Origin of the sequence: Aminivibrio pyruvatiphilus (genome assembly GCF_004366815.1) — a bacterium.
Taxonomy (GTDB): Bacteria; Synergistota; Synergistia; order Synergistales; family Aminobacteriaceae; genus Aminivibrio; species Aminivibrio pyruvatiphilus.
The window spans coordinates 178,634-193,669 of the sequence record NZ_SORI01000004.1; the positions used below are offsets into that span (position 1 = coordinate 178,634).

Annotated in this window: 14 protein-coding genes; 5 read left to right on the forward strand and 9 right to left on the reverse strand. The window is 56.0% G+C overall.

Features of this window, described 5'->3' with window-relative positions:
* Positions 1 to 10: 10 nt before the first annotated feature.
* Positions 11 to 1,654 (reverse strand): nucleoside kinase, encoded by a 1,644-nt coding sequence (locus C8D99_RS04950; protein ID WP_133957009.1) that lies wholly within the window; start codon positions 1,652 to 1,654, stop codon positions 11 to 13.
* 110 nt (positions 1,655 to 1,764) lie between these two features.
* On the opposite strand from C8D99_RS04950, the gene C8D99_RS04955 reads away from it, so the two are divergent.
* Positions 1,765 to 2,469 carry a FadR/GntR family transcriptional regulator gene (locus C8D99_RS04955; protein WP_133957011.1) on the forward strand — a complete coding sequence of 235 codons (705 nt, stop codon included), beginning with the start codon at positions 1,765 to 1,767 and terminating at the stop codon, positions 2,467 to 2,469.
* Between the two features lie 24 nt (positions 2,470 to 2,493).
* On the opposite strand, the gene C8D99_RS04960 is transcribed toward C8D99_RS04955, so the two are convergent.
* The gene (locus C8D99_RS04960) at positions 2,494 to 3,876 is read right to left on the reverse strand and encodes a phosphomannomutase/phosphoglucomutase (protein ID WP_133957012.1); all 1,383 of its coding nucleotides are present in this window, start codon (positions 3,874 to 3,876) and stop codon (positions 2,494 to 2,496) included.
* Between the two features lie 120 nt (positions 3,877 to 3,996).
* On the opposite strand from C8D99_RS04960, the gene C8D99_RS04965 reads away from it, so the two are divergent.
* Positions 3,997 to 4,923, forward strand: coding sequence for an AEC family transporter (locus C8D99_RS04965; protein WP_133957013.1), 927 nt, complete (start codon positions 3,997 to 3,999; stop codon positions 4,921 to 4,923).
* A 7-nt stretch (positions 4,924 to 4,930) separates the two neighbouring features.
* Here C8D99_RS04965 and C8D99_RS04970 read toward each other — a convergent pair whose 3' ends face one another.
* Positions 4,931 to 5,815 (reverse strand): MBL fold metallo-hydrolase, encoded by an 885-nt coding sequence (locus tag C8D99_RS04970; protein WP_133957014.1) that lies wholly within the window; start codon positions 5,813 to 5,815, stop codon positions 4,931 to 4,933.
* Between the two features lie 155 nt (positions 5,816 to 5,970).
* Here C8D99_RS04970 and C8D99_RS15645 point away from each other — a divergent pair, with 155 nt between their 5' ends.
* The 3 genes from C8D99_RS15645 (at position 5,971) to C8D99_RS04980 (ending at position 7,655) form a co-directional block, all read left to right on the forward strand.
* On the forward strand, positions 5,971 to 6,096 hold the full coding sequence (locus tag C8D99_RS15645) for a hypothetical protein (RefSeq protein ID WP_274542666.1): 126 nt from the start codon (positions 5,971 to 5,973) through the stop codon (positions 6,094 to 6,096).
* Positions 6,097 to 6,181: 85 nt separating this feature from the next.
* On the forward strand, positions 6,182 to 7,012 hold the full coding sequence (locus tag C8D99_RS04975) for an amino acid ABC transporter ATP-binding protein (RefSeq protein ID WP_274542667.1): 831 nt from the start codon (positions 6,182 to 6,184) through the stop codon (positions 7,010 to 7,012).
* Positions 7,002 to 7,655 (forward strand): amino acid ABC transporter permease, encoded by a 654-nt coding sequence (locus C8D99_RS04980; protein WP_133957015.1) that lies wholly within the window; start codon positions 7,002 to 7,004, stop codon positions 7,653 to 7,655. Before C8D99_RS04975 ends, C8D99_RS04980 begins: the two co-directional genes overlap by 11 nt.
* Positions 7,656 to 7,723: 68 nt before the next feature.
* Here the strand turns inward: C8D99_RS04980 and C8D99_RS04985 are convergent, their stop codons facing one another.
* The 6 genes from C8D99_RS04985 to C8D99_RS05010 all read right to left on the reverse strand — a co-directional run bounded on the left by C8D99_RS04985 (position 7,724) and on the right by C8D99_RS05010 (position 15,008).
* Positions 7,724 to 8,644, reverse strand: coding sequence for a hypothetical protein (locus C8D99_RS04985; protein WP_133957016.1), 921 nt, complete (start codon positions 8,642 to 8,644; stop codon positions 7,724 to 7,726).
* Positions 8,645 to 8,765: 121 nt separating this feature from the next.
* Complete coding sequence (locus tag C8D99_RS04990; RefSeq protein ID WP_133957017.1) at positions 8,766 to 9,614, reverse strand: lysophospholipid acyltransferase family protein; 849 nt, start codon at positions 9,612 to 9,614, stop codon at positions 8,766 to 8,768.
* Positions 9,611 to 10,495 carry a hypothetical protein gene (locus C8D99_RS04995; protein WP_133957018.1) on the reverse strand — a complete coding sequence of 295 codons (885 nt, stop codon included), beginning with the start codon at positions 10,493 to 10,495 and terminating at the stop codon, positions 9,611 to 9,613. Before C8D99_RS04995 ends, C8D99_RS04990 begins: the two co-directional genes overlap by 4 nt.
* A 25-nt stretch (positions 10,496 to 10,520) precedes the next feature.
* Positions 10,521 to 11,801, reverse strand: a complete 1,281-nt coding sequence (gene tyrS / locus C8D99_RS05000) for a tyrosine--tRNA ligase (protein ID WP_133957019.1) — start codon at positions 11,799 to 11,801, stop codon at positions 10,521 to 10,523.
* Positions 11,802 to 11,857: 56 nt separating this feature from the next.
* A complete protein-coding gene (locus tag C8D99_RS05005; RefSeq protein WP_133957020.1) occupies positions 11,858 to 13,363 on the reverse strand; it encodes a hypothetical protein in 1,506 nt (501 codons plus the stop codon).
* A 46-nt stretch (positions 13,364 to 13,409) separates the two neighbouring features.
* On the reverse strand, positions 13,410 to 15,008 hold the full coding sequence (locus C8D99_RS05010; protein ID WP_133957021.1) for an MBL fold metallo-hydrolase RNA specificity domain-containing protein: 1,599 nt from the start codon (positions 15,006 to 15,008) through the stop codon (positions 13,410 to 13,412).
* Positions 15,009 to 15,036: the final 28 nt, after the last annotated feature.

Genomic DNA, 15,036 nt, shown 5'->3' on the forward strand with positions numbered 1-15,036 from the left:
CGCCGCCCCGCTATACGTCGAAGCAGGTTCCGCCGATGAACTCCCTGATTATGGAATTGTTGGGAATGTTTTCGGACGGAATCATGGGAATAAACCGGAGCATGGAAAGAAGCCGCTGGGCATCTCCGTAGACGGGAGACCCTTCCGGAACGGTGTGAAGAACAGGGTCGACGTAGGCCCGGAGCGCCGAGAGTTCGTAGGGAAGGGATGAATTGAACATGATATCCGCCCGTTTCTGGTAGGGGAAGACGTATTTCATGGCTCCCCTGATGACTTTGGGCCAGATGGTGAGGGTCGATTCCGCCGAATGCCCCCGGGTTCTGGAATCCCGGACAAGCCTTCTCAGAAGCCGGTTGTCGGTGGTGCTCGTCCTGTTGTGGTCGTCCAGGTAGACCCCGGTCAGGGGGGATACGAAAATTCCGTAGCGCTCCTCTTTCGGTATGACGTCGGTAATCCGGTCGTTAAGGCCGTGAATGCCCTCCATGATGAGAATATCCCTTGGCTGGAGGCGGACCTTCTTTCCGGGAAATTTTTTGCCTTCGATGAAGTCGAACTGGGGAAGAACGACCTCCTCGCCGGCGAGAAGGCGCCTCAGGTGGTCTTCGAGAAGCTCGAGTTCCAGGGCTTCGATAACCTCGAAATCGTAGTTGCCCTCCCCGTCCCTCGGGGTGTTCTCACGGTCAACGAAATAGTTGTCCATCGCCAGGGTGACGGGATTTTTACCGCAGACCTGGAGCTGGATCTTCAGCCGCTCCGACAGGGTGGTCTTCCCCGAGCCCGAGGGGCCGGCTATGGCGACAACCTTGACCTTAGGCCTGGAAGAAATTTCCTCCGCAATTCTTCCGAGATTTCGGGCATGGAAAGCCTCGGAGATGAGAATGACCTCGAGAGCCTTGCCCTCAGCAACTTTTTTGTGGAGGCTGTCCATGTTCCGAAGGTCGAGTACTTCAAGCCACCGCGCGTAGTCCAGGAACACCGAAGAAAGGTTCTTCGAGGCCCGGAAAGGAGGAAGGGCGGAAGGATAGTTGATCGTCGGGAACTGGAGCACCATCCCGGGACCGAGAGGCTTGAGATCGAAAAGCTTCAGATAGCCCGTGGACGGGGCGAGGGGCGCGTAGTAATAGCCGTATATATCGGCGCACCGGTACAGTTCCACCGGGTCGACCCCTGCCCATTTGAAGAGCCTCGCGACTTCGCAGCTCCCCTGCCGTTCGAAAATCTTCCGGGCTTTGTCAAGGGAGACGACTTTCCTGACGAAGGGAAGATCTTTGGATATCAGGTCTGCCATCATTGTTTTTATGGCCTGGAGATCATCCCCGGAAAGAGGTCCTTCCTGGTCCTCCCAGTAATACCCTTCACTGATGGAATGCCTGAGGACAATGTTTCGGCCCAGAGCTTTCCTGCAGGCTAGCACCAGCAGAAAGCTGAGGGACCGCCGGTACACTTCCATTCCTTCAAAAGACGAGGTATCGATGAACTCGACCTCAGCCGAGTCTTCGATGACCCAGTCCAGGGATCTGAGATAATTATTCACTCTCCAGGCTACGACAGTGTCGCCACCTTCGGGGCGGCTTTCGGAGAGAACTGCTTTGCCAGTGACGGGAACGTCGCTGGAAAACACGGGCCCGTGTTTCACATGGACGGTAAACGCCATGAAGACTCCTCCTCTCGGTTGGGAAAAAGGATGTTGCCTTGATGAATAAAGTAGATTATGCTGTATCTTATCATATTCCTATCAGCCTATTACACGGTGAGGAGAAACCCATGGAGAACGGAAGAGGAAAAACGAAGATTTACGATCAGGTCGTTGAAACGGTAAAAAAAATGATCGCCGATGGAATCCTGCCCCAGGGATCGGCCCTTCCTCCGGAACGGCAGCTCATCGAGGAACTCAACGTGAGCAGGAGTTCACTCAGGGAGGGGTTCCGGATACTGGAAATGATGGGCTTTATCGAAAGCATCCCCGGGAAGGGGCGTTTCGTGCGCAGGTCAAGGGGTGAGGGGAGCAGCACAGGAAAGGTGCCTCTTCAGGACGAGGCGATCCTGGAACTGGTGGAGGCCAGGCTCGTTCTTGAACCCGCCATCGCGGTGGAGGCTGCCAAGCATGCGTCGCCTTCCGACCTGACGAGGATCAGGCGGATCCTCACAAAAACGGGAAAAGACGTGGAATCCCTGGAACACCGCGCCCAGTGCGACTACGATTTCCACCTTGTCCTTGCCGAGTCCACCCACAACTTCATCTTCGTCAATATCGTGAAGATGACCTTCAACCTCATCATGGCCACTCACGAACGAATCTACGCGCTCCTCGACGATAAGGAGATTTTCCTGAGAGAACACGAAGACGTGTACGACGCCATCGTCGTAAGGGACCTGGACAAGGTAACCAGGCTCATGACCGCTCATGTCCAGAGGGTGTACCGTACCCTCCAGAACGGAATCGCCCTTGAGGGAATCCGGGAGATCTGACGATCTCCCGTTCCCTGCTTTCCTTCAGAAGGTCCACTCGAAATCGGGCAGTCCTTCCGCGAGGAGCCTTCTTTTTATGTCGGCCCCGATTTCTTCAAGGGCCTTTCCGGTTCTGCCTTCACACCGGGTAACGATCACGGGCTGGGTGTTCGAGGCCCTGATCAGGCCCCATCCCGCCGGGTAGAGTATCCGCACCCCGTCCACAGTGATGGCTTCATGATCGTGCAGCGCCTTGTCACGGATCGCATTCACCACTTCGAATTTTTCTTCGTCGGCGCAGTCGATCCTTATTTCCGCCGTGCTCAGGTAGACGGGGACATGGGAAACCATGGCCGAAAGGCTCTCCGTGCCGTGGGAAAGCATCCGCAGGAGCCTTCCCGCCGCATAGAAAGAGTCGTCAAAACCGTAATACTCGTCCGCGAAGAAAAAATGGCCTGACAGTTCACCGGCGAAGACGGCGCCGATCTCCTTCATCTTCGCCTTGATGAGGGAGTGCCCCGACTTCCAGAACAGCGGCTTTCCTCCAAGCCTGAGAATTTCATCCACAAGGGACTGGGAGCATTTAACCTCAACTATGGCTTCCGCTCCCGGGTGCTTCGGAAGGATCTCCTCCCAGAAAAGAGCCATGAGGATATCCCCCCAGATCATCTCTCCCCGTTCGTCCACCACTCCCAGCCTGTCGGCGTCGCCGTCGAAGGCGATGCCCAGGTCGGCCTTTTCCCTGACGACGGTTTCCATGAGCGAAACGAGGTTCTCCCTTTTCTGCGGATCGGGGTGGTGGTTCGGAAATGTACCGTCCGGCTTTTCAAAAAGCGAAACCACCGAACACCCCAGGGACTCGAGAAAGGAGCGGACATGAAGGCCGGCGGTTCCGTTTCCGCTGTCGGCCACAACCTTGAGTTTCCTGGGACCCAGGGAGATCTTCGACCGCAGCATCTCCAGGTACCTGCCGGAAATATCGGCTGTTTCCACCCTGCCTTCAGGGGAACCTTTCTGAAGGTCGTCCTCAAGAATCATCCGGAGTATCTCCCGAATTTCGTCGCCATAGAGGGTGGAGGTTCCATAGGCAAGCTTGAGCCCGTTCATGTCTTTTGGATTGTGGCTCCCGGTTATCATTACCCCTCCCCCGAGGGAAAGTCCCGGTATGCTCCAGTAGAGAATAGGCGTGGTTACCGTCCCGAGCCTGACCACGTCAAGCCCGGCCCAGGTAAGGCCGCGCACCGCAGCCTTCTCTATTCTTGCCGTGGAGAGCCTGACGTCTCCTCCGACGGAAACCTTGTCCACGCCGCGGCGGCGGAGCCAGGTGCCGAAGGCCTTTCCTACGGCTTCCACCACCGGGTCGGAAAGATCCGTATCAGCGACGCCGCGGATATCATATTCGCGAAAAATGACAGGTGAAATTTGCATATACGATCCTCCTTTGTGTACACTCTATTTGTGCCCCGGAGCCTGAGACTGTATTATAATTGACCGGCATCAATTCACTGACAAGAAGAAGCCCGATGAAGGGCAAAAGGAGCTTATTTCATGAATGAAATTGCCATCATCTCCCCCATTGCCGCTGTCATCCTTATCGGGTGGGTTTTCACCGAGTTCGGCATCATCCCCAGGAGCACGTTCAGGGAAAACAACAAGATACTCTACTGGCTTTCCATCCCAGCTCTTCTCATCCGGCTCACGGCCAGGGCGGACCTTACGGCTGCGGGGAACCTGAACCTTCTGCCCGCGGTCCACGCAGGCTATCTTATCATGCCCCTTATTGCCTGGGCCGCAGGGAGGCTTGCCGGCGAGGAAAGAAACCGGCTTGCCATTTCCGCACTGGTCTCCATGCGGTCGAACCAGGTTTTCATGGGCATTCCCGCTGTTTCAATAGCCTTGGGTTCACAGGGACTCGAGAGCCTCTCCCTGTATTTCGCCATGAGCCTTGTAGGCTACCACATGATTTCCATCGCTGCCTCCCAGATTGTCCTCTCCGGGGGAATATCTCCGAGGTCCATTCTCAACTCGGCCAGGAAACTCGCCGCCAACCCCATGGTGATCGCCTGCTTCGCAGGAATCGGCTTCTCCCTGGCAGGGGTGAACGAATTCCCCCGCCCGGTGGATGTCACCCTGAAAGTATTGGGCGATATCGGGACGGGCATGGCACTCCTTGCCGTGGGAGCGGGGCTTTCTTTCCGGTCGGTTCCCTCCATGCTCAGGAAAACATGGAGGGATACGCTGATCAAGCTTGTGGTTCAGCCTGCTGTGGTGTGGGCGTTCTTTCTTCTATGGCCTGTGGACCCCATAATGGTGAAAGTGGTGGTCTTCGTGTGCGCCATGCCTGTGGCGGTGAATTCTCTCGTGGTTGCCCAGGGAATGGGAATGGACGACCAGTATGCGGGGGAAGTGATTGCCGTGACAACCGTCCTTTCGGCAATCACCCTTCCCTTCTGGATCAGGGTGCTGGGAATATAACCTCTTTTCAGGGAGTTTTGCGCCAGAGCAGAACTCCCTTCTCCACAACAGGGGCGACCTCTCCCCGCTTCCTCAGCCATGAAAGATGAGCCCCTACGGCAGCGCTGTTGAGAACGTATTCACTCACCGACATGGAAAGGGAAAAACGGTCCGCAAGACATTTGAGTATTTCCTCCCTGCTTGCCGGCTCTCCGCAGCAGTCAAGAACCGCCTCGCTCACCCGAAGCAGCCCCTTACGGTTGGCCTCGGCAAGAGGGAGAATATTCTCAGTGGCGGGTGCGTGACTTGGAACAAACCAGGCGGCTTCTGTCCCGGTCAGCCGGTCGATGGTTTCCAGGGCCGCTCCCACATCCAGGACGAACATGACGGCGTATTTTTCGATAAGCTCGGCCGAGAAGACGGAGTCAGCCACGAAAAGGACATCATCGGGAGTCCGGAGGCCTATCATGTCGAGAAAATGCCCCGGCAGCGGGACGGCTTCCAGCCCCGACTCATCAAAGATTCCCCTGTTTCCGATGACCATGTCCACTTCCGACGGTTTTGCCTGGAGGAACTTGTTTCCCAGCTCCGCAAAGGGGAAGGCCGACCAGAGCAGAAGAGGTTCGAGGAACGGGTTTTCCATGACCACCGATTCAAGTTCCGTCGCCGCCACCGAACAGCCTGTCCTCTTTCTCAGGAACGCGTTTCCTCCGCAGTGGTCCGCATTGGAATGGGTCGTCACAATTCTCCGGAGGGGAATGTTCCTCTCCTCGAGCAAGCGTGCTATTTTTCTTCCCGCCTCGTCATCAAGACCGCTGTCAACGAGCCAGACCCCCTCATCGGCCAGATAGAGTCCCACGTTGACTCTTCCCGGAATGTACTCCGTTGCAGCACCAAGCTTTACTGTTTCCATAAGGACGTCCCCCTTTTCCGGATCCTGCTTTTATTGTGAGGCAAACGAAAAATGTTGGCAATACCCCTTGCACAGTACGGACCATGTGCTATAATTTCTTCATCTTTGGTACGGACCATTTTTAAATCTTTATCCTGCAGCAAAGGAGATGCATCATGGAAAAGACGACGCTCGAACTGAAAGGCAGCAAAGGCGCATCCCGGGACGATTCTTCCGATACTTTCAACAACCAGATGTCAGACCTGAATCACGATACCTATAAGTCCCGGTACGATCAGTAGAAACAGCCGCCCCCAGGGGCGGTTTTTTCTTTGACGTTCCCTCCGGTTGCGTTATAATGTTCCAGTTAAACAGGAGGTGACGGGTGTGTCAAACAACGAAACTATCCCTTCAGATTCTTCCGCTTCTCTGCCCGCAATTGAAGTGCGGGGTCTTCATAAATCTTTCGGCAGCCTGTCCGTTTTACGGGACATTTCTCTTTCTGTAAGGGAAGGGGAAGTTGTTTCCGTTATCGGTCCCAGCGGCTCGGGGAAAAGCACCCTGGCGCGGTGCATATGCAGACTGGAAAAAATCAACGCCGGAGAGATTTATCTTTACGGGAAGCGGACCGACGGTTCCAGCCATTCAAACCGTGATATCGCCCGCCTGGTGGGCATGATTTTCCAGCAGTTCAATCTCTTCCCCCATCTATCGGTCCTCGATAACCTCACGCTGAGCCCCATCCGCATTCTCGGCCTTTCCAGGGAGGAAGCGTCGGAGAACGCCATGGCCCTTCTGAAAAGGGTGGGACTGGAAGAAAAGAGAAACTCACGGCCGAGCGAACTCTCGGGAGGCCAGTGCCAGAGGGTGGCCATTGCCAGGGCCCTGGCAATGAATCCCAAAATCATGCTGTTCGACGAGCCGACCAGCGCTCTCGACCCCGAGCTCGTGGGTGAAGTGCTCGATGTTATCGCCGGACTCGTCGATTCAGGAATGACCATGATGATCATCACCCACGAGATGATGTTCGCCAAGGAAGTATCCGACAGGGTGCTCTTTATGGCCGAAGGCAATATCGTCGAGCAGGGACACCCGAAAAAGATCTTCTCCTGCCCGGAACTTCCCCGGACCCAGCTCTTTCTCCAGAGAATGCTCGTCCACTTCGGGAAAGAGCTTACCGAAGGAGATGAAAAGGAGGCATGCCGGCATGACGCTTGATTTTTCCGCCATCGTCCCCTATCTCCACATGCTGCTTACCGGAGCGAAGGTGACTATACAGGCATCCTTCCTTTCGGTATTGTTCGGGGCCCTGCTGGGCATTTTCGTCGGCGCCCTCAGGGTGGTTCCCCTGGCGCCGGTCAGGTCCATAGCAGCTACCTATATTTATATTATCCGGGGTACGCCCCTTCTGATCCAGCTCTTCCTTATTTATTTCGGACTCCCCTCCCTCGGCCTGAATCTGCCGGCCTTTACCGCCGGTATAATCGGCCTTTCCATCAATTCTTCGGGATACGTGGGCGAGATTGTCCGGGGAGGAATCGAGGCTGTACCGAAGGGGCAATGGGAGGCCTCCAAGGTGCTGGGTCTTTCGTACCTGAAGACCATGCGCTTCATCATCCTTCCCCAGGCCATCAGGAACATGCTCCCCGCCATAGGGAACGAATTCGTCACACTCATAAAGGAGTCTTCCCTGCTGTCCACCCTTGCCATAACGGAACTGACCATGGTGGGCCAGCAGGTGAGAAGCGTCACCTATGCTTCCTTCGAGACATTCATCGTGGTGGGAATAATTTACCTGGTTCTTACGAGCGTTACGAGTTTCTCTCTTCAATACGTGGAAAAGAAATGGAAAGTCAGCTGAAAGGAAGAGCTTTCCCGAAGCCGGTGCAAAAAACAGGAGAGAGGCTTGAAAGCCTCTCTCCTGTTTTTTTACAACATTCTCGTTCCCTGTGCCGCAGTCCGCTGGGCGTACCGTGTTCTTTCCTTTTCCGCACCCAGGCCGTCAAGGTATCCCCAGGAGGCCATGACAATCTCCCGGATGGAAAGCTTTCTCCGTTCCCGCATTTCATTCCAGAGGGCAATGGGAAGGAACATCCATATGCGGAAAGCAGAATCAGGGCCTTCTCCGCCGAAATCGGAAAGGATGAGGTACCCGGACTTGCTGTACAGCACCACCGGCCGGGAGGACTGGGAGTTCATCCTTTGCAGGTCGTCAAGGGAGAACGCAAGCCCTTCCATCTCCTCGATATCCTTTTTTCCGGGGAGATCTGTCAGGGAAAACCAGATCTTCGGCGGCTGGGTTACGCCCTCGAATACATCCGCCGCGCTCTTCATCCAGGTCTTGACCCTGGAGACGGCTTCATAATCATTCCTGAAAAGAGCAAGCCGAATGGCCCAGTACGCCATCTTCGCCGTGCCGTCTTTTTCCAGAACATCATAGAAGGCTTCTTCATTCTGAAGAAATTCTCCCTCTCCCAGAAGGTGTTCCTCCCCGATGAGCCCCCTGAGAATAAGAGCCGAAGGCATGTGTTCGCCCGGAGGAGGCATTTGCCCTGAAAGGCATGCTTTCAGCTGAGAAACGACATCGGCGGAAATGGTCACCTTCTCCACTTCGCCGAGCAAAAGGGTCTTCGGCTTCCCCTCGTATAGAAAGACTTCCGTGGATTCGTCCGTGCAGAGCTTCCCCAGTGTCCAGCGTTCATAGTTCTTCATGGTCGCGGAACCCACGAGATACCTGTTGTAGGGGAGAAGAAGGAGGACCCTCTGAAACGGCCCATCGGGCAGGCCGTCAACAGTCATGCCGTCAGGAAGGCGAGCGATGTTTCCTCGCGACATGAGCTCGAATATCATGACCATCCCCTCCTCTTCTGATGTTTTGTATTAGAGTAGCATCAAAAGATCGGAGTATCAAGGGAAAAATACGGAACAGGACTAGTTTCGCAGGCTTCATTCCTATTTCTGTCCGGGCATTTTACTTCCACCGCCTGTGAAGCCAGAGCCACTGTTCAGGGAAAGGGCGGATCATTTCTTCAATTGCCCTGTTCATGCGGAGCGTGTTTTCCTGAATGGCGCTGTTCCTGTCGGTACCTTCCGCCATGGGAACCGGTGGGGAGATGACCACCCTGTGCCGGAAGGGGGCAAGCCTGTAGGACACCACCGGAACGACGGGTACCCCTGCCATGTGAGCTATGGCTGCCGGGCCTCCCGCCGTATAGCACATCCGGCCGAAAAAGGGGCCGTGCACACCGGTGGAATTCCATGCCTGGTCAGGAAGAAGACCGAGAAATCCTCCCCGTTTCGCGAAGCGGACCGCATCCTTCATTATAAAATGCTTCTCGATGGTTCCCACTCCGAGCGCAGCCCGGTAGGTTTCAATCAGTTCGGAGAGATTCGGGTCGTCCGGGTTCCGGACCACTGCCGTCAGGGGATAGCCCGACTGGGCGAGCCATCCCGCCAGGAGTTCCCAGTTTCCCACGTGGCCGGTCAGGATTATGGCTCCCCTGCCGGAGTCACGGAGATTGTCGAGGATTTCTTTCCCCTCGGTTTCCACAACCCATGAGTGAACCCTGGCGGGGTCCGAGACAAGGGAGAGATATTCGGCCACCATCCAGGAGATGTGCCGGTAACATTTTCGTACCGTTTCCTTTCTCCATGTTTCTTCGGAGTCCGGAAAGGCCAGCCGGAGGTTTTCGAGAGCCACCTTCCGTCTCGGGCGGATGAGCCTGAGACCTCCGGAAAAAAAGGATGCCACCGCCGTGGCACGCCAGCCCGGCCTGATCCATTTCCTTATACAGTCGAGTACGGCGGCCCTACCTTTCACCGTTCTCCCCCGGAGAGGGAAAGGTACAGGTTTTCCAGCTTCTTCGCACCCTTTTCAGGAGTGAACTGCTCGGACACATGGCGCCGGGCGGCAGCTGAAGCGGCCCGTCCCCCTTCGCCGGCGAGCAGGGTGACAGTCCTTCGTTTTTCTTCGATTCCTGCGTCAGGATCAAGATGGACATAGCCGTCCTTCCCGAGGAGTTCATCCATGACGGGCGACCGGGGGGCTGCCGTCGGGACGCCCATAAGGGCGCCGTTCGCAGAAAGAAGGGCAAGAGAGGGAACCGGGTTTTCCACGAGGAGCATGGTCCTGCCCGAAGAGAGGTACTGCATGGCCTCTTCTCCTCCCCGGCCGAGGAGACGGAAGTCCGCCCCCATATTTGTGAGAAGGGAAGAATAGTCACTTTCTCCGGAGGTCTCTCCCGCGAAAAGGCACAAAAGGGATTCGTCCCCGGGAGAAGCTTGTCCCTGGGTTTCTCCTCCCCAGTTCACCTTGATCTCGAAAGCGGGGGGAATATAGGTTTCCCCCCCGGAGCACTCGGTGGCTGAGAGCACTGTGGGATGACCTTTCCATTCTGTTTTAAGGGAAAAGCGGGTGTGGACGGTTCTGGCCCTGAGCCGGACCAAGCCCCACCAGGAGGGAGGGGTTCCCCACAGATGCCACAGCCTTCCCTTTGTACCGGCCGCCGCTGCCCGCTCCATGGTGTGCATGGAATGCCATGAGAGAAGTCCGGGAATGTTCAGGAGATCCGTTCCCGCCCCCGAATAGGCATGAAGAATCGCCCCGCTTCGGATCAGCGCCCTGGCAAGCGTTCCCGCAACTGAAGCTTCCCAGGGCAGGAGGGATCCTCCGATGTACCAGCAGCATTCGATCTTCGCCATTTTCATTCCCCCCTGCCGTGACGGTTTACCGGAAAAGAACCATAAAAAATCGTTTTTTCCCCAGCCGGAGAAAGAGATACCGGTCGCCCAGCACGTCTTCTTCTTTCACCGGGCGGCTCTCGTCTGACTCCCGTTCGCCGTTTACGTAGAGTCCGCCTCCCTTGATCAGGCGGCGGGCTTCGCTTTTCGAAGGACAGGCGCCAGCGGACGCCAGAAGATCCACCAGGGGAAGAGAAAACTCTCTTGAAGCCTCCCCCGTGGGGACTTCCGCCGATAGGGTCCGGAGCATTTCGTCAGACAGTTCCCTGGGCTCGAAGGAATCCCCGAAGAGGATCGAACTGGCCTTCTTCACCGTTTCCGCGCTTTCGGCGCCATGAACAATGGTGGTAACTTCGTAGGCCAGGCGTCTCTGGGCTTCCCGGCGCTCCGGAGATTTTTCGTGAAGGGCCATGATTCCGGAAATTTCGTCGAGAGGCAGGAACGTGAAAAGCTTCAGCAGCTTTTCCACCGACTGGTCCTCCACATTCATCCAGAACTGGTAGAACTTGTAGGGCGAAGTCCTGGCAGGGTCAAGCCACACGGCACCTTCTTCCGTCTTTCCGAATTTTGTTCCGGAAGACGTAAGAAGAAGGGGCTGGGTTGCCCCGAAGGCTTCTCCCCCTGTTTTTTTCCGGATCAGATCCACACCGGAAATGATGTTGCCCTGCTGGTCGTTTCCGCCCATCTGGAGCCTGCAGCTGAAGTTCGAGAAAAGATGGAGGAAATCGTAGGCCTGGAGCAGAACGTAGGAGAATTCCGTGTAGGAAATGCTTTTCTCCGGATCTTCAAGACGGCTCCTGACGTATTCCCTTGCAATCATGGAGTTGACCGAGAAGTGCTTCCCCACATCCCGGAGGACTTCCAGGAAAGTGAGCTTTCCGAGCCAGTCGTAATTGTTGATCAGGAGAGCGGAGTTTGCCCCGCAGTCGAAATCGAGAAAAGAGGCGAGCTGCTTTTTCACTCCTTCAAGATTTTCCTTCACTTTTTCAATGGTCAGCAGGTTTCTCTCCTTGCTTTTTCCGGAAGGGTCACCGATGAGTCCCGTTCCCATGCCCGCGAGGGGTATGGGCCTGTGGCCGCATCTCTGAATCCATGCGAGGGCCATTATGGGGATCAGGTGACCCACGTGGAGGCTGTCCGCCGTAGGGTCAAACCCGACGTAGGCGGTGACCATCTCCCGGCGGAATAAGGCCCCGAGCTCTTCATCATTGCTGCACCATTCAATGTGTCCCCTTTCCCTGAGGACCTGTAGCGCGTCTGAAAACATAGTACTCCCTCCTGATCGTATCCCCGCTCCCGGTCTGAATGCCCCCGGTCGGGTTTCTATCGTTTGCCCTCCGCTGATGACGGGCTTTTCGTCCATTCGAGGATGCCTTCTCCCGGGGAGGGCATGATTACTGTCAGTGTCCCCGCTTTTTCAAGCACTTCCGATGCCCGGAGCACCGTTTTCATATTCACGCCCGCGCTCCGCCCCATTTTTTCAACGATCTTCCCCGTCCTTGCCAGGCTCCGTATGGCTTCCGCAAGAGCGGGCCCGTCGAGGAAAGCCCAGAAAACAGCCCGTTTTCCTTCCTTCATCAGGGGAACGAAGTCGGTGATTTTCTTTTTCTTTTCGGGTTTCAGATGGTCCCGGTCAATAACCCCGATCCTGAGCATTTCCTGATTCCCCGCGCACACAATGGAGAAAGGTATGGAAGCGGTTCCTCCCTCGGGAAATCCTTCAAGTTTTTCCACAGCCGGGACAAGGGAACTCCACTCCCGGTTCCAGAAGGAATTTGCAAAATCCGTTCCGGCACTCCCCCTCCCCGGGAGCTGAAAGAGGATCCCCGGCAGAGAGAAGACTAGCAGTTTTCCTGTTCCGGCCAGAGAGGCCATTACGGGCCCGGCCGAGAGTTCATTCAGCTCTTTCCCTCCGATGCCGACTGTTTCCGAAAGGCTCCATTCACCAGCGCCGGCCTTTCTGAAGAGAGGTGCCGGTATTTCCGGCAGGCTGATTCCAAAGGATGCTATAAAGGGTTCAGGCGCAAGAAACCTGTCGTCCCAGGTTACAGGGGAAATTTTGGCCGGCATTCCGGGGCTTGAAAAAATCTCCAGACCGTCGGTTTCCCATTTCAGCCGGCCCCCTGAACGGTCACCCCTCCAGGCTGCCGTCACCGAAATCCCTCCCGGTTCGACGGGAATGCCCTCTTCCGAAGCAAAATGAGAGGCAAGCCCGCCGTCGAAGAACAGAAAATGATTGGGCCACCGTTTTTCCACGGACCAGGAAACATTCATCCCTCCGGTACCCTTTTCAAGGAGAGCGATCATGGCATGTACCCTTTCGGGCGCGGACCCGACGAGCGTCACGCCATCCCTCCCGCAGAAGTACAGGGGGAAAAGAGGGGACGGTCCGCCCTTCAGCTCGAAAAGCCCGGCAATATCGCCGGATACTTCCGCACCTTTCAGCGGGGAGTTCCAGCTTTCAGGGAGTGTTCCCCGGGCGATGCTTTCCGATTCCTCCCCGCTGAAACGGAGCACACCGTCAACCAGGAGGCGTCCCCGTTCCAGGGAAAAAAGCACAGCCGTATCTTCCGCTTTCGCAAGAAAAGGGAAAAGGCTCCGCAGTCCCCTGAGAACCGGAGCGGCTTTCCCTGATTCCCCGGGAAGTGATGTCGGCGGCAATGATGAAAAACTATCCCCCCGGGCTTCGATGAACAGGAAAGGAACCCCCTCGCCGGGCAGGGGAATTGCCGCAGGCAGTTTTTTACCTTCGGGCACGCTTCCGGCAAGGGAAAAGAGCATTGCAGCCAGGGCGAGAGCCCCTAGAAAAGCAACTGCCCGCCGTATCATGTATTGGCCTCTCTGCGTCTATCAGCCATCTTCAGACCGGACAAGGCTACACCTTTTTGGCCGACATTTTCCTCCTGGCCGTTTCAAGAAGAATCCTGGAGGACTGCAGCAGGGGAAGAATGTCTTCATCTTCCTTGCCGGGAGCTGATTCCCTCAGGCCGGAAGCCAGGGTCAGAATCTCGGTGAGAACTGACGGAACTTCCTCACCCCTGAGAAGCACGGGCTGTTCGGGAAGTTTCACCGCTTTGGCGGCTCCGTTGGGTTCGAGCTGGATTTCCTGCCCGGCCGAAGGAACGGCAGATTTCATCCCCGCCTTTTCAAGTGTCTGTGAGAAGGCGAGAGAGGATTCAGGTTCGCCGTGGGTGATGAGGAAGAAGGGTGACGTGGTAAAGTTCGCCGCCCAGGCGAGGAGGTCGTCCCGGTCTGCGTGGGCCGAAAAGCCGTTGATGGTGTGTATTTCCGCCTTGACCGCCACGTCCTCGCCTGCGATGCGGATATTTTTCTCTCCTTCGACGATCCTGCGGCCGAGGGTACCCCTGGCCTGGTAGCCGACAAAAACAATATGGTTTTTGGGGTCCCAGATGCCGTGCTTCAGATGGTGGACGATCCGTCCTCCGTTGACCATTCCGCTGCCGGCAACGACCACGCCGTGCCGCACTTCGTTGATGGCCCTGGAATCATCGACGCTGGTGACATATTTCAGTTTTCCGGGGGAAAACGGATCTTTTCCTTCGCTCACATACTGCTGGATCTCCGAAGAAAGGAGGTTCATGTGCTTTCTGTAGATTTCCGTCGCTTTGACACCCATGGGGGAATCAAAGAATATGGGGACAGTTTCGCCCAGAATCCCCTCGTCCTTGAGAAGGGAAAGTTCGTACAGGACTCTCTGGGCCCTGTCCACAACGAAACTTGGAATAAACACCTTCCCCTTGCTTTTCAGCACCTTGGTGAAGACTTCCCGGAATTCCTCCCGGCTTTCGGCATTGCTCCTGTGGAGCCTGTCGCCGTAGGTGGATTCCATGACCACGTAGTCAGCGTCCGTAATGATCGCCGGGTTTCGTTCCATGACCGTTTCCTGGGGGCCAAGGTCCCCGCTGAAGACGATTTTGACTTCCTTTTCGTCTTCTGCAAGCCAAACTTCGAGGATAGCGCTCCCGAGAATGTGCCCCGCATCCCGAAACCGGACGGACACGCCTGGAGCCACTTTTATCCTGTCGTCATAGCTGGAGGCGGCAAGGTGCCGTATGGCCTGGTCCACATGTTCCGCGCTGTAGAGAGGCTCCACGGGGTCGAGCCCCTTCCTGGAATTCTTTTTTGTCTTCCATTCCGCTTCTTCCTTCATAAGATTGGCGGAATCATACCAGAGCACTTTCACCAGTTCGAGGGTGGGAAGGGTGGCGAACACTTTCCCCTTGAAGCCTTCCTTTACCAGGAGAGGAATCCTGCCCGAATGGTCCATGTGGGCATGGGTGAGAAGGACTGCGTCAAGGCTTCCGGCAGCGAATGGAAAGGATTCGCTGTTTTTCCTTTCGTCGTCCTTTCCCTGGAAAATGCCGCAGTCTACGAGTACCCTGCTTGCTCCGCACTCTATAAGATAACTGGATCCGGTCACTTCTCCGGCGGCGCCGATGACTTTCAGCAACATCGAAAATTCCTCCTTTTTTGCGAAAAGA